We start from the raw sequence: 17978 nt of genomic DNA, 5'->3' as shown, positions 1-17978 counted from the left end.
CGTCTGGGAGGTGCGAGTGCTCCCGTTTTCCGGTCTATCGGGGCGGACTCGGGCGGATCAGGCCCGCTTGGAAGCGGTCGTGCCGGCAACGGGGGCGCTCTGCTCCCAGGCGCGCGACTCAGCCGAGCGCTCTGCGGCGGTGACGACCTGGGCCGCCGATAGCGCGTCCTGGATGTTCGAGTTCAGCGCCTCGCGGCCGAGCACGGCCTGCAGGAACTTCTTCGCCTCGATCACCTTGAGGTCGTCGTAGCCCATCGAGGTACCCGCACCGGGCTGGAAACGGCCGAAGTCGCCCATGCCGGGGCGGGCCATGACGCGCGTGTAGCCCTGGTTCTCGGCGCCGAGCCCGCCCGAGAGGTGCAGCTCGTTCATGCGCTCGAAGTCCCAGTGCGCAGAGCCCTCGGTGCCGTAGACCTCGATACCGTAGCTGGCGCGCGGGCCGACCGCGACGCGCGACGCCTCGAGCGTGCCGACCGCGCCCGAGGCCGAGGCGTCGTCGGAAAGGCGCACGAGCATTGCGGCGTAGTCCTCGTTCTCGACGGGCTTCATCTCACCGTCCTCGATGACGGCGAAGTGCGTGCCGGTGCCCATGGGCAGCTCGGGGCGCTCGGTGTAGACGGTCGAGGTGAGCGCGCTGACCTCGCGGATCGGGCCGAGCGCGTACTGCACGAGGTCGACGAGGTGCCCCATGAGGTCGCCGAGCACCCCGTTACCCGCGAGGTCGCGCACGAAGCGCCACGATAGTGCGCCGCGCGGGTCGGACGAGTAGTCGGCGAACATCTGGCCGCGCACGTTCGTGATACGGCCGAGCCTGCCTTCGGCGACGAGCTCGCGCAGATACTCGACGGCGGGCGCGTGCCGGTAGTTGAAACCGATCGATGAGACCACGCCGGCCTCGGTGGCGGCCGCGGCCACCTCGCGGGTCTCGTGCTCGCCGCGGCCGACGGGCTTCTCGATCCAGAAGTGCTTGCCCGCTTTCGCCGCCGCGATGCCGATCTCGGCGTGCAGGAAGTTGGGGGCGCAGATCGAGACGACGTCGACCTCGGGATCATTCAGTACGTCGCGGTAGTCGGCGGAGGCCCGCTCGTAGCCGAGCACCTCGACGGCCTCCTCGGCCCGGGCGGGGGCAGGATCTGCCGCGTGCACGAGACGGGGGCGGATCTTGAGGTCGGGGTAGGCGTAACGCAGGTTGGCGTAGGCCCGGCTGTGCAGCTGTCCCATCCAGCCGACGCTGATGAGCCCGACGCCGATCGTGGTGGTGCCGTCTTCGTTCGTCTGCATGATCGTGTGCTCTCTCGGTCGAGGTGCTGCGCACCGTGCTTCATCGCGATCCCGCGCCCTATTATGGACCGGTCCAAATTGTACGGACATAGTGCTGCGCCTGTCAACGCCCGCCCCTTGAGACCTGGCAGTCGCCTACCACACCGACACCGTGCCGCGACGCCGCGGAGGTGACACTCAGGCCCCCTTCTCGTCCTGAATGGCGTTGCCGCCGTCGACCACGAGCACTTGCCCGGTGACGTAGGAGGCGCCTGGCGAGGCCAGGAACTCGATCACTGCCGCCACTTCGTCGGGCGTGCCTGAGCGCCCCATCGGGGTCGCATCGCCCATCCGGTTCTCGTGCTCGGTCGCCGAGCCGGTCCTGATCCAGCCCGGGGCGACCGCGTTGGCCGTGGTGCCCTCCGCGGCCAGGTCGACGGCGAGGGACCGGGTGAGCCCGACGAGCCCGGCCTTCGCCGCGTGGTAGGCGACATCGCCGCGGTAGGCGAGCAGCGGACCCGACACCGACGACACGGTGATGATACGCCCGTGCTCCGCCGCCGTGAGATGGGGCAGGGCGCATCGGGAGACCAGGTAGGCCGTCGTGAGATTCCGGGCGATCGCGTGATCCCAACCTGCCCGGTCGAGCTCGGAGGCGGGAGCGGGATCCTGCGGATCGGAAACCGAGGTCATGCCCGCGTTGTTCACGAGCACATCGAGCCGTCCGAAGCCGTCGATCGCGGCGGCCACCAGGCGTTCGGCTCCCGCCTCCTCGGTGAGATCGGCGATGACGGGGATCACCAGAGGTACGTCATTCCGGCCACGCGATTCCGCGACGACGTGCCCCAGCTCTTCCGCACGGGCGAGAATGCGGTCGCTCGTGGCCCCCACGACCACGCGGTACCCCGCTCGCAGAAGTCGCATCGCCGTCGCGAACCCGATCCCATCAGGGGCACCCGCGCCCGAGACTACCGCGACTCGCTCCACCTCTGCCGTCATGAGTCAAGCTTAGAGGCACCGCACCTGAGCGGTGCGGTGCCTCTCGCATGGGCGACTGCCGGCTACTTGCCCTCAGCCTCCGGAAGATCTCGAATGTTGACGGCCTCCGTCACGGGCACGTGGCCGACACCGGCTGTCGCATCCTCTTCGATCTCGTTGCGGATGGTGCGCACGGTGTCGGTGTTCGTTCCGACCTGGCGCAGCTCGTGCACCAGCTGCTCGAGCTCGGCACCGCCCGCCATCAGCCCGGTGAGCTCCTCGAGCGAGATCTCCGACTTCTCGTGATAGCCGATGCTTTGACCGCGCTTCAGCAGCAGGAAGCGGTCGCCCACGGGGTAGGCGTGGTGCGGGTTGTGCGTGATGAAGATCACACCCAGGCCCCGGTCGCGCGCCTGAATGATGTAGCGCAGCACCACACCCGACTGCTTCACTCCGAGAGCGGCGGTCGGCTCGTCGAGGATCAGCACCTTCGCGCCGAAGTACACGGCGCGGGCGATGGCGACGCACTGGCGCTCGCCACCCGAGAGGGTGCCGATCGGCTGATCCACGTCGCGCAGATCGATCCCCATGTCGAGCAGCTCCTTCTTCGCGGTCTTCCGCATGAAGTCGACGTCGAGGCGCCGGAACGGCCCCCATCCCTTCGTCACCTCGGAGCCGAGGAAGAAGTTACGCCACACCGGCATGAGCGGCGCGACCGCGAGATCCTGGTAGACCGTTGCGATCCCCCGGTTGAGCGCCTCGCGGGGCGAGTTGAACTTCACCTCGTCGCCCTCGACGAGGTAGGCGCCCTCGGTGTTCTGGTGCAGGCCGGCGATGATCTTGATGAGCGTCGACTTGCCGGCGCCGTTGTCGCCGAGCACGCACATCACCTCGCCGGGACTCACCTTCAGGCTCACGTCGCGCAGCGCGATGATGTTGCCGTAGCGCTTGCCCGCGTCACGAAGCTCGACGAGCGGCGCGCCGGTCTGCGGCGCTGCCGTTGCGGTGGCGTTCATTTCTTGCCTCCCTTGCCCGCGCGGCGCTGCAGCGTGAAGTTGAGCACGGTCGCTCCGAGGAGCATCGCGCCGAGGAAGAACTTCAGCCAGTCGGGGTTCCACTCCGCGTACACGACGCCCTTGAGCGCCATGCCGTAGATGAGGGCGCCGATCGCGCCGCCGATCGCGCTGCCGTAACCGCCCGTCATGAGGCAGCCGCCGACCACAGCGGCGATGATGTAGAGGAACTCGTTGCCGATGCCCTCGCCGGACTGCACCGTCTTGAAGGCGAACAGCTGGTGCATGCCGAGCAGCCAGGCGCAGAAGCTCACACCCATGTAGAGGCCGATCTTGGTCCACACCACGGGCACGCCCACGGCGCGGGCCGCGTCGGGTGCACCGCCGCTCGAGAAGATCCAGTTGCCGGTCTTCGTGCGCTGCAGGATCCAGGTCGCGATGATCACGAGCAGGATCCAGTAGAACACCGTGATCTTGACCTTGACGCCGAAGACAGGGATGTCGGAGGCGAAGATCGCGGCGGCCGACTCGAAGCCCGGCCACTGCTCGATCGAGGGCGCAGCGACGCCCCCCGTGATCGCCCGGGTCACACCGAGGTTGAGGCCGGTGATCATGAAGAACGTCGCCAGCGTGATGATGAAGCTGGAGAGTTTCGTCTTCGTGAGCAACCAGCCGTTGATGAAGCCGAGCAGCAGCGACGTGATGAGTCCGATGATCACCCCGAACCACACGTTGCCGCCGAACCAGTAGAGGAAGAGAGAGGCCGAGAGCGCGGAGAAGACCACGCCGACGCCGGCAGACAGGTCGACCTCGCCGCCGATCATGAGCAGCGAGACGCCGACGGCCATGATGCCGACGGTCGAGGCGCCGTAGAGGATCGTGGCGATCGAGTCGGGCTTCGTGAACTGCGGCGCGACCGCCGCGAACATGATCACGAGGACCAGTGCCGCGGCGGTGGCACCGGCCTCCGGCTTGGTGAAGAACCTGGTGAACAGGTTGCCGGAGGCCAGCCGCTCATCAGCCTTGGGGGCTGTTGTCGTAGACATCGAGAGATCCCGCCGCCCGCTTACTCGCCGTCGGCGCTGTCGCCGCCCTCGAACTGCGCGGCGACGCTCTCGAGGTTGTCGGCGTTGACCACCGCGGGGCCGGTGAGCACGGCCTGTCCGCCGCCGAGCACGTAGCCGCCCTGCTTGTACAGGCGTACGGCCTCCACGCTGGAGTAGCCCTGCAGGAACGGCTGCTGGTCGATGCCGAAGAGGATCGAGCCGTCCTTGATCGCGTTGTATACGTCGCCGTTCAGGTCGGTCGTCGCGAGCACCGCGCTCGAACCGGCATCGGCGATCGCGTCCTGGGCGGTGAGCGCGAACGGAGCTCCCAGGGTGAGCACTCCGTCGACGTCGGAGTTGGTCTGCAGCTTCGACGTGATGGTCGAGGCGACGTTGGTCATGTCGGTGCCCTGCACGTACAGCACCTCGGAGGTGCCGGCGAAGGTATCGGCGAGGCCCTCGCAGCGGGACTCCAGGCCGACGTGGCCCTGTTCCTGGATGACGCACACGACGCGCTGCAGGCCGGCCTCGTTGAACTGCTCGCCGGCGGCCTGACCGGCGATGAACTCGTTCTGGCCGAAGTGGGCGAGCACGCCCATGTCCTTGTACTGCTCCTCACCGGCGTTGATGCTGAAAACGGGAATGCCGGCCTCGACGGCCTTCTGCACCTCGCCCGACATGGCATCGGCCTTGGCAAGAGTGACCACGATGCCGTCGACCCCCTGATCGACCGCCTGCTGCACGAGCTGCGCCTGGCGGGCGCCGTCGGGATCGGAGCTGTAGAGCAGTTCGACCGCATTCTTCTCGGCCGCGTCCTCCGCACCGGCGCGGATGGTATCCCAGAAGGTGTCGCCGGGGGCCGCGTGGGTGACGAGCGCGACCTTCAGCGGCTCGAGATCCGAGCCGCCGTCACCGCCGCCAGCCGCTCCGCCGCCTGCGCCCGCGGGGGATCCGCAAGCCGCGAGCAGCAGCGCACCGGCAGCCGCCGCACCCGCGAGTCCGAATCTGGTCCAACGACCCATACGTGACTTCAACATAGTTTCACTCCATCGTGCTTTTTGAACTAATGTCGTTACAAAGCTTACGCTCTGCTGTTACAGTACCGTAACTCCCGCGGTGCGGCGACTTTTCGAGTAAAGGTTCGATAACGACCCCATGAGAACAACTCGCCCACTCCGCAGAGCATTCCTCCGAGCCGGGTTTCGACCCGCGCGACAGCCACCTCCGACCCGGCCCTCACGCCGAGACCTCATGGGCCGGCGCCCCGCCCGACAACACTGCAGCGACGGCCTCCGCCGCCATGCGGAAGGTCGCCGCCATCGCTCCTTCCGAAAGCCCGGTGGTGTGCGGACTCAGCAGCACGCGCGGATCGTCCGCCAGGGGATGGTCCCGCGCAGGCTCCGCCTCGAACACGTCGAGGCCTACGCCCGCGAGCAGCCCCTCGTCGAGACCGGCGCGCAGCGTCGCCGTGCTCACGAGGTCGGCGCGTGCGCAGTTGACGAGCACGAGCCCCGGCCGCGCCGTGCGCAGCAGCTCGATCGGCAGCAGCTCCCCGCCACCACCGGGCAGGTGCAGCGTCACCGCATCGGCCTGCCCCACCGCCTCTTCGAGCGAGACGTTCTCATAATCCTCCGACCGCACGAACGGATCGTGCACGATCACTCGCATGCCGAACGCGACGCCGAAGCCCGCGACGATCCGCCCGATCCGCCCGAAGCCGAGCACCGCGAGGGTCTTGGCGAACAGGTCGCCCGGAACGGGAGCGGGCGCGCTCCCCCAGTTCCCCGAGGCGACGAAGGCGTGCGACTCCCCCACCCGCTTCACCAGGGAGCAGAGCATCGCGAACGCCCCCTCCGCCACCGCCCGGCTGTTGCTGCCCGGCGTCACTGCGACGGCGATCCCGCGCTCCGCCGCAGCGGCGACGTCGACGCGCTCCACTCCCACGCCCGTGCGCGCCACGACTCGCAGCGCCGGCATGCGCGCGAGCAGGTCCCGATCCACGTCGAACGCCGCGCGCACGATCGCCCCCTCGGCCGCCGCGAGATCGCCCGCCGAGGGCTCGGCCACGAAGATCGTGTCCTCGGGCAGGTACCGACGCACGAGCGCGGGATCGACCGGGCCGAGGCCGACGACGACCGCGGGGGTGGATCCTGCGATCCGCTCCGCGGCCGCAGGATGGCGGGGAGGGCTCGCAGCACTCACAGCCCCGCCCCCAGACCCCCGGGAATCGCCGCGCGCACGGTAGAGGCGAGCAGCGTCGCGTCCGATCCGATCGCCAGGAATCCGAAGCCGCGTTCCCGGTACTGCTCGATCGACACGCGGTCGTTCGCAAGGATGCCGGCGACCTTGCCGTGCCTGCGGCACGCCTCGACCACCCGATCGAGCACCTGCTGGAAGCCGGGATCATCGAACCGCCGGGGGACGCCGAGCGCGTAGCTCAGATCCTGCGGCCCCACGAACAGCACGTCGGCGCCGGATGTCGCCGCGATCTCATCCAGCTGCTCGACCGCGCCGAGCGTCTCGATCTGCACGATGCCGATCGTCTGCTCGTTCGCCCGGTCGAGGGCCGCGGTGTCGAGCGTCCAGCGCGCGGCACGGTTATAGCTGGCCACGCCGCGGTCGCCCTGCGGCGGGTACAGCTGGTGCCGACGCGCCTCCGCGGCCTCGGCGGCGCTCGAGATGCGCGGGAACATGATGCCGGCCGCACCGGCGTCGAGCGCGCGCCCGATGCGGATGCGCTCCGGCTGCTCCACCCGCACGAGGGTGGCGGTGCCGTAGGCACCGGCAGCCGCGACGATCGCGCCCACCTGGTCCTCGTCGCCCCCGCCGTGCTCAAGATCGACGAGCACCCAGTCGAGGCCCGCAGCCGCGCACACCTCAGCGGCGGTCACCGATCCGAGGCCCAGGAACGTGCCGATCGTCGGCTCGCCCGCCAGGAACCGCTCGCGCAGCGCGCGGCCCGCGGCGAGGGGACCGGATCCCGCGCTCACCCGTGCCACCGCTGCCTCGCGAAGCCCTCGCCGTACTCGGCCAGCTTCTCGGAGGTGTCGACTCGCTCCCAGACCTCAGCGGGCGACACGTCCCACCACACCTCCGACGACGGCAGGTCGGCGTGGGGGATCGTCGGCACCACGATGACCACGGGGCCGCGCACGTCGCGGGTTTCGTCGAGCGCGGCCCGCACCTCGTCGGCCGTGACGGGCCGGCGCACCTCGGCGCCGAGACCGGCGGCGATCTGCGCGAGGTCGATCTTCAGATAGTCGCCCTCGAGGCGCCCAGCGTCGGCGCCGGCCAGGGATCCCTCGCCCTGGCGGTAGCGGAACTCGTTGCCGAAGTGCTCGCCCGTGCGCCACATCTGCAGGCGTCGGATCACCTGGTAGCCGTGGTTCTCGGAGATGACGACGGTGAAGGGGATGCCCTCCTGAGCCGCAGTGACGATCTCGGTGGGCATCATCACGAAGGTGCCGTCGCCGATGAACGCGGTGACCCGGTGCTCGGGATCGGGGTCGGCCACCCGCACACCCATCGCCGCGGGCAGCTCGTACCCCATGCATGAGAAACCGAACTCGAGGTGGGCGTGGCGGCCGTCCGTCGCGTCCCACACCTTCTGCAGGTCGCCGGGAGGGCCGCCCGCCGCCGCCACGATCGTGTCGCCGGGCCGCGCGTGCTGCTGCATGAGGCCGATGAGCTGGCCCTGGGTGAGCACGGCATCGGTGCCTGGCAGCTCGGGGTGCTGATCCTTCGGGAAGAGTTGCGCGGGATCGAGCGCGGCATCGCGCACCGGGATCCATTCCGCCCGCGAGGCCTCTGCCTCGGCCGCCCACTCGGCGGGCACGCGGTAGTCTCCGAGCTCTGCGGCGAGCGCCTCGAGCGCGAGGCGGGCGTCGGCGATGGCCGCGGTGGCACCCTGCTTCACGGCGTCGTGCTCGACCACGTTGATCGAGGCGAAGCGCACGTCGGGGTTCACGAACAGCGACTGCGAGGCGGTGGCGAAGTCGGTGAGGCGGGTGCCGATGTGCACGATGAGGTCGGCGCGCTCGGCGAGCCGGTTGGTGGTCGGCGATCCCTCGAGGCCGATGCCGAACACGCTCCACGGCCCGTCCTCGGTGACTGCGCCCTTGCCGGCGAAGGTCTCGGCGATCGGCAGCAGGGTCTGCTTGCCGAGCTCGGTGAGCGTCTGCTGCGCGTCGGAGTAGACGACGCCGCCGCCGGCGATGACGAGCGGGCGCTCGGCGAGACGGATGAGCTCGGCCACCTGCGCCACCTCGGTCGCGTCGGGCACGCGGCGGCGGATCGCCCAGTCGCGCTCCTCGAAGAACTCGACCGGGAAGTCGTAGGCGTGCGACTGCACGTCCTGCGGCAGCGCGACCACCACGGCACCGGTCTCCTCGGGGTTCGCGAGCACGCGGAACGCCTGCGGCAGGGCGGTGAGCAGCTGCTCGGGGCGAGTGATGCGGTCGAAGAAGCGCGCGACAGGACGAAACGTATCGTTCGCCGTGACGTCGGGCGTGCCGGGCAGGTCGAGCTGCTGCAGCACCGGCCCCTGGCGACGGGTCGCGTAGGTGTCGCCGGGGAAGAGCAGCAGCGGGATGCGATTCACTGTGGCGAGGGCGGCCGCGGTGACGAGATTCGTGGCGCCGGGCCCGATCGATGCCGTGACGGCGAGGGTCTGGCGGCGCTTCGACGCCTTCGCGAAACCGGTGGCCATGTGTCCGAGCGCCTGCTCGTTGCGGCCCTGCACGAACGGCAGGCGATCCGCGTGCTCCGCGAGTGCCTGGCCCAGGCCGGCCACATTGCCGTGCCCGAAGATACCGAGCGCGGCGGGCACGAAGCGGCGCCGCTCGCCGTCGGCGACCGAGTGCTGGGCGGCGACGTAACGCACGATCGCCTGCGCGACGGTGAGTCGGACCGTCTCCCCCGATGTTCCCTGGACCATGTCAGATGCTCCCTTGCTGCTGTTTTTCTGAAGACTGTTGAGATGTGCGGGTGAACCCGGCGGACGGACGAGCGGCCGGCCGGGGAGTTCCGCGAGGAGCTTGGCCGGGCCTGGCGGGAGCGATCGGCTCCCGGAGCGGAGCGACGAGAGCCGATCGCGGATGGATGAGCTTCTCGCGGAACTCCCCGGTCGGCCGCGATCCCGAACCGACTACCCGTGCATGATGACGGTCTTCACCTCCGTCATCTCCTCGATCGTCGACCGCACGCCCTCCTTGCCGTACCCGCTGGCCTTGAAACCGCCGTACGGCATGAGGTCGGCTCGCCAGAGCGGGGTCCAGCCGAGGTGCACGCTGCCGGCGTCGATCTCGCGCATCGCGCGGATCCCCTCGGTCAGAGTGCCGCCGAACACGCCGGCGGCGAGACCGTATGGCGTGCCGTTCGCAGCCTCGATCGCGGCATCGAAGTCGTCGACCGCGGTGACCGCGACGGCCGGCCCGAAGAGCTCCTGCTGTGCGAGGTCCTGCCGGGTGTCGACACCCGTCACGATCGCGGGTGACACGAAGCTCCCGTCGCGCTCGCCTCCCGTGAGCAGAGTCGAACCGTCGGCGACGGCCCGCGCGAGACTGCGCTCGACTCGGCGCGCCTCGGTCTCGGTGATGAGCGGCCCGAGCGTCGTATCGGCGGCGAAGGGGTCGCCGCTACGGATCGCCGCGACCTTGGGGAGCACCGCATCGAGGAAGTCGGCCTCGACGTCGCGGTGCGCGATCACCCGCTGCACCGAGATGCACACCTGGCCCGCGTTGACGTACCCGCCGGCCGCCACGGCCGACGCGGCCTTCTCGATGTCGGCCCCCGGCAGGATGATCGTGGGTGACGAGGCGCCGAGCTCGAGCGAGAGCTTCTTCACACCGGCGATCGAGGCGATGCGCTCGCCCACGCCGGTCGAGCCGGTGAACGAGATCTTGCGCACGCGCGGATCCGACACCAGCGCATCGCCGAGGACTCCTCCCGATCCCGTCACCACCGAGATGACACCCTCGGGCACGCCGGCCTCGACAAAGAGCTGCGCGAGTGCGAGGGCGGTGAGCGGGGTGGCCGCCGCCGGCTTGAGAATGACCGCGTTGCCGGCGGCCAGGGCCGGGCCGACCTTGTGCAGCACGAGCAAGGCGGGGTAGTTGAACGGGGTGATGGCGACGACGATCCCGACAGGCTGGCGCAACGTGAAGCCCACCTTGTCCTGCCCCGTACCCGGGTTCGCGTCGAGGGGCAGGCTGTCGCCGTAAAGCTGGCTGCCCTCGTGCGCCGAGAGGCGGATGATGGATCCGGATCGGCGCGCCTCGCCGAGCGCTTCGGCGAGCGGCTTGCCGTTCTCGGCGGAGATGGTGGCTGCGATCTGCTCGGCATGGGCGTCGGCGAGGTCGGCGGCGCGGTTCAGGATCCCTGCGCGCTCGTGGGCGGGGGTGCGGCGCCACGCGGCGGCGCCACGTTCGGCGGCCGAGATGGCGGCGTCGACGTCGACCGCGGTGGCGACGGCCACCTCGCCCACTGTGCGGGCGTCATAGGGCGAACGCACCTCCGCGCGTGCGCCGCCGGCCGCCTCGCGCCACTCGCCGCCGATCAATAGGCCGAAACTGCCGTATTCACGTGCCTGCGCGCTCATCGCCGCCCTTTCACCCTCGAACTTGGACCGGTCCAAATTGTAAGCACATCATGATCCGGGAGTCAACCCGCGGGCCTCGCACCCCCGTCGCACGTCCTGACCATCCGCCGGGTGCGCGCTCCTCCGAGGCACAGGACGCTGGATCAGCCCGCCGTCGAGCCCCGCACCACCAGGCTCGGCGAGATCAGTACCTCGCGTCCGAGCCGGAACGGTCCCGAGGCGGCGAGCAGCGCCTCGGCCGCCTCGCGCCCGATACGGCGGTTGTGCGGATCGACGGTGGTGAGCGAGATGCGCGGGATCGCCGCGAGCGTCGAGTCGTCGTAGCCCGTCACCCGGCACCCCTCGGGCACTCGCACGCCACCCTCCTCGAGCGCGGCGATCACGCCGAGGGCGGTGAGGTCGTTGACCGCGACGATCGCCTCGGGCGGGGGGCCCGCCGCCAGGATCCGCCCCACTGCGCGCCGGGCGCCGGTCTCGGTGAAGTCGGCGCGCTCCACCCGGGTCGAGCCGTCGAGCCCGCGACGGGCCACGGCCGCCCGGAAGGCGCGCTCGCGTGACGCCGAGACGGTGCCGCCGTCGCCGCCGACGAAGACGATGCGCTCCAGCCCCTGATCGGCCAGGTGGTCCACCACGAGGCCGATACCGGCGTCGTCGTCCGTGCGCACAGCCGCCACCGTGTCGTCCGTCGCGTCGATGCCGCTCGCCACGACCGTGGGGATCGTAGCGGTGAGATCCGACAGCTCGGCGAACTCGGGGATGGTGCCGACCGCGAGGAGGCCGGCCGGGCGCAGGTCACGCAGCACGGCGAGGTTGTCGCGGTCGAGCACGGGCTCGCCGCTGCCGTCGTCGACCTGCGCGGTCACGATCATGGTGCGCTGGCCGGCCTCGCTGAGGCGGGCCTTCGCGGCGCCGACGATCTCGGCGAAGATCGGGTTCGAGAGATTGGAGACGAGGATCGCGACGAGATCGCGGCGTCCAGCCGAGAGCGACTGCGCGACCAGGTTGGGCCGGTAGCCGAGGCGCTCCGCCGCGCGCAGCACACGCAGCCTGCGCTCCTCGCTCACGTTCTCGCCGCCATTGAAGACGAGTGAGACGAGCGACTTGGAGACGCCGGCTTCGCGTGCCACATCACGGATCGTGGGCGGACGGGCACGAAGAGGGGCGCTCTCACCCGCTGCTCGTTCCGTCATCGTCAATCCGCCTCCGCTGATGCAGCCCGAGGCGCTTCCTGCCCGAGCCGCGGGACCTCCCCAATCCTACGGCCTCGCTCACCATCCCATCTCCGGCCCGAGGGCTCCTCGACGTCGCGTTCCGGTCCGTACTTCAGCTGTTCGCCGCTGCTCGAGAGACGGATTTCGCATGCGGATTCGCCGGCAGGCCTGCGAGATCCGTATCTCGCAGAGGAAAATATGGGTGAGGATCACTGTCGATTCACCCCTTTGCGCCGTCCGGCGGTCGCTACTCCCCTTTGCCGCCCTGATTATTCGGGTCGGGCAGATTCGAGAAGATCTCGAAGACGCCGTCCCCCTGCAGCCCCTCGCCGCCCTGGCTGAGGTACCAGATCAGGCCGATCGCGGCCCCGAGACCGAGCACGAGTACGATCGCGCGGTAGATGTTGCGCTCGTTTTTGTTCTCGCCCACGGAATGACTCTACGCGCCGAAGGCCGCCGCGAATGCGTCGAGCGCGGCGTCCGGGTCTCCGCTCGCCCAGGCCTCCATGCCGATCACGCCCTCGTAGCCGAGCTGCCTCAGCGCGGCGGCGACGGCCTCGTAGCGGATCTCGCCCGTGCCCGGCTCGCAACGGCCGGGCACGTCGGCGACCTGGATCTCCCCGATCCATGGCAGCGCCTCGGTGACGAGCGAGACGAGGTTCCCCTCGCCGATCTGCGCGTGGTACAGGTCGAGGTTGAGGCGCATGCCGGGCCGGTCGACCGCGCGCACGAGCGCGAGCGTGTCGGCTGCCCGCGCGAACGGGGTGCCCGGGTGATCGACCGCGAGATTGAGGTTCTCGAGCACGAACGTGCGCCCCGCCTCCTCGCCGAGCGTGGCGAGTTCGCGCAGGGTGTCGGCGGCACGGATCCAGTCGTCGCCGTTCACGCTCTCGCGGGGCACGACCGGCAGGCCGCCCTCGCCGAGACCGGTGCCGTGCAGGTTGAGGCGCGGCGAGTCGATGATCTCGGCCGCGCGCAGCGACTCCTTCGCGGTCGCGATGATCTCGGCACGGCCCTCATCGGTGGTGAGGTCGCCGCGCAGGTAACCGGTCATGGACGAGAACTCGGCGCCGGTCGCGGCGAGCACGTCGAGGTCCTTGGTGTTCCAGTCCCAGATCTCCACGAGGAAGCCGCGCTCGTGGATGCGGCGCACGCGCTCCTCGAACGGCAGCTCGAGGAAAAGCATCTCCGCGCAGGCGGCGAGGCGGTAGGTCATGTCGGGTCCTTTCGGGTGCTTCGGGATCGGCACTGGAAGCTGCTCAGACCTCGACGGCCACCGCCACACCCTCGACGGCCGAGCGCTGAGCGGCATCGGCGAGGATGAGCGCGGCGCGGCCGTCTTCGAACGTGGGGCTGCTCGACGCCTCGCCACGAACGAGCTTCACGAACTCCGCGAGTTCGTCGGCGTAGGCCTGCGCGTAGCGCTCGAGGAAGAACGCGCCGAAGGCTGGCTTCGCGTCGACGGCGACTGCGGTGGAGGCGCTCACGAGACTGGTGGGCGCGTTGGCGACCTGCAGCATGCCATTGGCACCGAAGGCTTCGAGGCGCTGGTCGTAGCCGATCGCGCTGTGCCGCGAGTTGATGATGGTGACCACCGCACCGGCGGCGGTGCGCAGCGTGGTCACCGCGGTGTCGAAGTCGCCGTGCCGGCGGGCACCCGGGTCGAAGGCCTGCGTGCCGGTGGCGCTGACGGAGACGATCTCGGGCAGGAAGAAGCGGGCCATGTCGAAGTCGTGGATCGTCATGTCGCGGAAGATGCCGCCGGACACGGCGACGTAATCGGCCGGCGGGGCGGCGGGGTCGCGGCTGATGATGAGGAGTTGCTCGAGATCGCCGATCTCACCCGCCGCGACCCGCGCCCGCACCGCGGCGAAGTCGCGGTCGAAGCGGCGGTTGAAGCCGAGCGCGACGGGCACGCCGCTCGACTGCACGAGCGGGCGCAGCGCGTCGACGCGGGCGATGTCGAGGTCGATGGGCTTCTCGCAGAGCACCGGCAGGCCCGCTTCGACCGACGCCTCGATGAGGTCGACGTGGGTCGGCGTGGGTGACGCGATGAGCACGGCGTCGATCTCTCCTGCAGCCCCGGCGGCGATGAGTTCTTCGGGAGAGTCGGTCGCGGTGCCGCCGAAGCGCTCGACGACGCCCCGGGCGCCGTCGACGAAGGGGTCGGCGACCCACGAGAGCGCGGCATCGGGCGCGGCGGCGATGCTGGCGGCGTGCACCTGGCCGATACGGCCGGTGCCGATCAAACCGAAACGGATCGGGTTCTGCGTCATCGCGGTCCTCGGGCTCGGGATCGGTTCGCGCGGCCGTGCGCCGGCGATTCCGATTTGTTCAGACAAATAGGGTTCCCAGTATAGGTCTTGGACCGGTCCGAAACTGGCCGCGGACTGGACGTGGAGCCCCGCTTTTTCCGCTATGCGCGAGGAGTGGGGACGCCCGTCGAGCGCCGCACGACGAGTCGCGGGGCGAAGAGCTGCGCGGGTGCGGGATCCGAGTCCCGCTCGAGCCGAGCCAGCAGGGCGCGGCCCGCCGCCTCGCCGAGTTCGGCGGTGTCGCCGCTCACCGAGGTCAGCGAGACGAGCTCGTAGGCGGCCAGGGGCGAGTCGTCGTAGCCGACCACCGACACGTCGCGCGGCACCTCGAAGCCGCACTCGCGCAGCGCGCCGATCACCCCCACGGCCATGGGGTCGTTCACCGCGAACACCGCGGTGAAGGGGGGCTCTGCCGAGGTGAGGGATCCCTCGCTCCCACGCCCTTCGCCGACATCCACGAGGCCGCACCGGCCTCCGAGACCGTCCCTGAGCGCGCGCCGCGCGGCCGCCTCGCTCGTCTGCTCCGCCGGGAAGACGACGGGCTCCAGCCCGCGGTCGATCATCTCGGCGCGGTACCCCGCCTCTCGGGCTGCGGCGCTCGGGCCGGGCGCCGACACGCAGACGATGCTGCGGTGACCGAGCTCGGCGAGGTGCGCCGTCGCCATCCGCCCGCCCGCCGTCTCGTCGCTCGCGATGACGGGCACGCCGGGCGCGGAGATGGAGCGCGTGCCGAGCACGACGGCAGGGACGGTGAGGCGCTGCGCGGCGTCGGCCGAGATCTCTCCGGCGAGCACGACGCCGTCGACGCGCAGCGAGCGGAAGACGTCGATCGGGTCGAGGCTGAGGTGGGCGTTGAGCGCGGCGTCGGCGACGCTCAGACTGTAGCCGTCGGCGGCCAGCGCGCTGCGCAGGCCCGCGAGTGCTGTCGCGAACCAGAGGTTCTCGAACTCATCGATGACCACGCCGACACTGCGGGTGCGGGTACCCGCGAGGCCCGCGGCGAGGCGGCTCGGCGTGTAGTCGAGTTCGGAGACGGCCGCGAGCACGGCCTCGCGCTTCTCGTCGCTCACGCGGGGCGAGCCGCGCAGCACGAGCGAGACGAGCGACTTCGAGACCCCCGCGCGCTCGGCGACATCGTAGATGGTCGGCGCCTTGCGCATCGGGCCCTCCTTTCGCTCGACACCCGCCGGTGTTTCGCGTTGACAGCGGGGACCAACCAAGGTTAGCGTGATCCGCGTTGGAGCGCTCCAACCCAATCTCGCGAGCACGGCGCCCGCCGCGCTCCACCTCCTCCGCAGTCCACCAGCACCACCTCGCCCGAAAGGATCCCCGTGACCGCATCACTCGGTGTCGCCGTTATCGGCGCAGGCATGGCCGGCAAGGCCCACGCCGCCGCCTACCGCGCGGCCTCCACCCTCTACAAGCCCACCCTGCCCGCGATCCGGCTCGTCTCCATCGCCGACATCAACGTCGAGCTCGGAGCCGAGGCGGCGGCCCGCTACGGCTTCGATCGGCACGACGCCGACTGGCGCGCGATCGTCGAGGATCCGTCGATCGACGTCGTGAGCGTGGTCGTCGCGAACTTCCTGCACCGCGAGATCGTCGAGGCCCTGCTCGCCGCGGGCAAGCACGTGCTCTGCGAGAAGCCGCTCAGCGACACGATCGACGGCGCACGCGCCATGGCCGAGGCCGCACGCGACGCCGCCGAGCGCGGCGTGCTCGCGCGCATCGGCTACAGCTACCTGCGCGCCCCCGGTCTCGCGTTCATCCGATCCCTCATCGACGACAGGCGGCTCGGCGAGGTGCTGCACTTCTCCGGCCGCTATTGGACCGACTACGGCTGCCGCCCCGACGCCCCCATGAGCTGGCGCTACCAGGGGCCGGCCGGCTCCGGCGCGCTCGGCGACGTGGGCAGCCACCTCAGCTACATCGCCGAGCACCTCTGCGGCGAGGTGCGCGAGGTCTCGGGCGGGCGCTTCTCGACCGCGATCACGGAGCGGCCTAAGCCGCTCGGCGCCGTGGTCGGCCACACCCGCGGCAACGTGAGCGACGAGCTCGCGCCCGTCGAGAACGACGACTACGCGACCTTCAACGCGCGCTTCGAGCGCTGCGTCGGCACGCTCGAAGTGTCGCGCGTCGCGGCCGGCCACCCGAACGATCTCGCGATCGAGGTCTTCGGCTCCCAGGGCGGAGCTCGCTGGTCGCAGACGAACCCGGGACAGGTCGAGGTGATCCTGCACGACGATCAGGACGACCTCGCCGGCTACCGCGTCGTGCCCCTCGGCCCTACCCACCCCGGGTACGCGGGCGGCTGGGCCATGGACGCCCCGGGCGTGGGCATCGGCCAGAACGACCTGTTCGTGCACCAGGCCCGCGCCTTCCTCGAGGAGGTCGCGGGCATCCCCGAGGCCGACTCCCTGCCCCGCTGCAAGAGCTTCGACGACGGCGTGCACAACATGGAGTTCCTGGCCGCCGTCGCCGAATCGGCCGCGCAGGGCGGATCCACCATCGCAGTGAAGGAGCACTGACCATGAAACTCGGCGTCTACAACGCGATCCTGCACGACCGCGGCCTCCCCGAGGCCATCGAGGTCGTGCGCGGCCTCGGCCTCACCGGCATCGAGATCAACTCGGGCGGCTTCCTGCCCCCGGCCCACATCCCGAACCGCGAGGCGATCCTCGAGTCCGACACCGCCCGCGACGAGTTCCTCGGCCTGTTCGAGGGCACGGACGTGCAGATCGCCGGGCTCAACTGCAACGGCAACCCGCTGCACCCGAAGCCGCTCATCGGCGACGCCCACGCGGCCGATGTGCGCCGCTCGATCGAGCTCGCCGCGCGCCTCGGCCAGGACCGCGTCGTCACGATGTCGGGTCTCCCCGGCGGCGAGCCCGGTTCGACGGTCGTCAACTGGGTCGTCAACGCCTGGAACTCGGCAGCGCTCGACGTGCTCGACTACCAGTGGGACGTCGCCGCGAAGTTCTGGCGCGAGATCGACCGCTTCGCCGCCGACCGCGGGGTCAAGGTCGCCCTCGAACTGCACCCGCAGAACCTCGTGTTCAACTCGGCCGACGTGCACAGACTCGTCGACCTCACGGGCGCCACCCACGTCGGCGTCGAGCTCGACGCCTCGCACCTGTTCTGGCAGCAGATGGACCCCGTCGCCGTGGTGCGTCACCTCGGCGAGCTCGTCTTCCACGCGGCGGCCAAGGACGTGCGGATCAACCCCGAGTTCGCGCAGCTCAACGGTGTGCTCGACAACTCGTTCCGCCGCCTCTCCCCCGACGAGCCCCGCACCAACCTCGGCGGCGACGAGTGGGCCAACGAGTGGCCGAAGCAGTCGGCATGGGACTTCGTGGCGCTGGGCAGGGGGCACGACACCGCGTTCTGGACGGAGTTCCTGCGCGCCCTGCGCGAGGTCGACCCCGGGATGTGGGTCAACATCGAGCACGAGGACGTCTCGCTGGGCCGCATCGAGGGCCTCGAGGTCGCAGCACGGGTGCTGCGCGAGGCCGACGCGGCGCTCCAGGCGTAACCGCCGCCGAGCGGCGATGGCGGGT

The 17978-nt window shown here is 70.4% G+C and carries 16 protein-coding genes; 2 read left to right on the top strand and 14 right to left on the bottom strand.

From position 1 onward, the window contains the following. Nucleotides 1–57 precede the first annotated feature (57 nt). The 14 genes from AC0KXF_RS12735 to AC0KXF_RS12670 form a co-directional block, all read right to left on the bottom strand. Complete coding sequence (locus AC0KXF_RS12735; RefSeq protein WP_473109534.1) at nucleotides 58–1281, bottom strand: Gfo/Idh/MocA family protein; 1224 nt, start codon at nucleotides 1279–1281, stop codon at nucleotides 58–60. 177 nt (nucleotides 1282–1458) lie between these two features. Further along, nucleotides 1459–2259 (bottom strand): SDR family NAD(P)-dependent oxidoreductase, encoded by an 801-nt coding sequence (locus tag AC0KXF_RS12730; protein ID WP_473109533.1) that lies wholly within the window; start codon nucleotides 2257–2259, stop codon nucleotides 1459–1461. Between the two features lie 62 nt (nucleotides 2260–2321). Continuing rightward, nucleotides 2322–3254: an ATP-binding cassette domain-containing protein gene (locus AC0KXF_RS12725; protein WP_473109532.1), complete on the bottom strand. Its 933-nt coding sequence runs from the start codon at nucleotides 3252–3254 to the stop codon at nucleotides 2322–2324. Next, entirely contained in the window at nucleotides 3251–4297 is a 1047-nt protein-coding gene (locus AC0KXF_RS12720) for an ABC transporter permease (protein ID WP_473109530.1), read from the bottom strand. The genes AC0KXF_RS12725 and AC0KXF_RS12720 overlap by 4 nt, the downstream gene beginning before the upstream one ends. 20 nt (nucleotides 4298–4317) lie before the next feature. Beyond that, entirely contained in the window at nucleotides 4318–5334 is a 1017-nt protein-coding gene (locus tag AC0KXF_RS12715; protein ID WP_473109529.1) for a substrate-binding domain-containing protein, read from the bottom strand. A gap of 199 nt (nucleotides 5335–5533) precedes the next feature. Beyond that, the gene (locus AC0KXF_RS12710; protein WP_473109528.1) at nucleotides 5534–6499 is read right to left on the bottom strand and encodes an NAD(P)-dependent oxidoreductase; all 966 of its coding nucleotides are present in this window, start codon (nucleotides 6497–6499) and stop codon (nucleotides 5534–5536) included. Then, nucleotides 6496–7287, bottom strand: a complete 792-nt coding sequence (locus tag AC0KXF_RS12705) for an HpcH/HpaI aldolase family protein (RefSeq protein WP_473109527.1) — start codon at nucleotides 7285–7287, stop codon at nucleotides 6496–6498. The genes AC0KXF_RS12710 and AC0KXF_RS12705 overlap by 4 nt, the downstream gene beginning before the upstream one ends. After that, nucleotides 7284–9233 (bottom strand): 3D-(3,5/4)-trihydroxycyclohexane-1,2-dione acylhydrolase (decyclizing), encoded by a 1950-nt coding sequence (gene iolD, locus AC0KXF_RS12700; RefSeq protein WP_473109526.1) that lies wholly within the window; start codon nucleotides 9231–9233, stop codon nucleotides 7284–7286. The genes AC0KXF_RS12705 and iolD overlap by 4 nt, the downstream gene beginning before the upstream one ends. 210 nt (nucleotides 9234–9443) lie before the next feature. Continuing rightward, a complete protein-coding gene (locus AC0KXF_RS12695; RefSeq protein WP_473109525.1) occupies nucleotides 9444–10895 on the bottom strand; it encodes an aldehyde dehydrogenase family protein in 1452 nt (483 codons plus the stop codon). Nucleotides 10896–11038: 143 nt separating this feature from the next. Continuing rightward, a complete protein-coding gene (locus AC0KXF_RS12690; RefSeq protein ID WP_473110103.1) occupies nucleotides 11039–12085 on the bottom strand; it encodes a LacI family DNA-binding transcriptional regulator in 1047 nt (348 codons plus the stop codon). Nucleotides 12086–12353: 268 nt separating this feature from the next. Beyond that, the gene (locus AC0KXF_RS12685; RefSeq protein WP_473109523.1) at nucleotides 12354–12536 is read right to left on the bottom strand and encodes a hypothetical protein; all 183 of its coding nucleotides are present in this window, start codon (nucleotides 12534–12536) and stop codon (nucleotides 12354–12356) included. Between the two features lie 9 nt (nucleotides 12537–12545). Further along, nucleotides 12546–13322 (bottom strand): TIM barrel protein, encoded by a 777-nt coding sequence (locus AC0KXF_RS12680; protein ID WP_473109522.1) that lies wholly within the window; start codon nucleotides 13320–13322, stop codon nucleotides 12546–12548. Between the two features lie 43 nt (nucleotides 13323–13365). Further along, on the bottom strand, nucleotides 13366–14382 hold the full coding sequence (iolG, locus tag AC0KXF_RS12675; protein WP_473109521.1) for an inositol 2-dehydrogenase: 1017 nt from the start codon (nucleotides 14380–14382) through the stop codon (nucleotides 13366–13368). Nucleotides 14383–14522: 140 nt separating this feature from the next. Then, a complete protein-coding gene (locus AC0KXF_RS12670; protein WP_473109520.1) occupies nucleotides 14523–15581 on the bottom strand; it encodes a LacI family DNA-binding transcriptional regulator in 1059 nt (352 codons plus the stop codon). A gap of 171 nt (nucleotides 15582–15752) precedes the next feature. Between AC0KXF_RS12670 and AC0KXF_RS12665 the strand changes: the two genes are divergently transcribed. Both AC0KXF_RS12665 and AC0KXF_RS12660 read left to right on the top strand, forming a co-directional pair. Further along, complete coding sequence (locus tag AC0KXF_RS12665; protein WP_473109519.1) at nucleotides 15753–16949, top strand: Gfo/Idh/MocA family protein; 1197 nt, start codon at nucleotides 15753–15755, stop codon at nucleotides 16947–16949. A 2-nt stretch (nucleotides 16950–16951) separates the two neighbouring features. Then, complete coding sequence (locus AC0KXF_RS12660) at nucleotides 16952–17953, top strand: sugar phosphate isomerase/epimerase family protein (protein ID WP_473109518.1); 1002 nt, start codon at nucleotides 16952–16954, stop codon at nucleotides 17951–17953. Nucleotides 17954–17978 lie beyond the last annotated feature (25 nt).

Source organism: Leucobacter holotrichiae, from assembly GCF_055791005.1.
The sequence above is the reverse complement of the archived record's forward strand: the minus strand, read 5'-3'. Positions and strand labels throughout refer to the sequence as shown.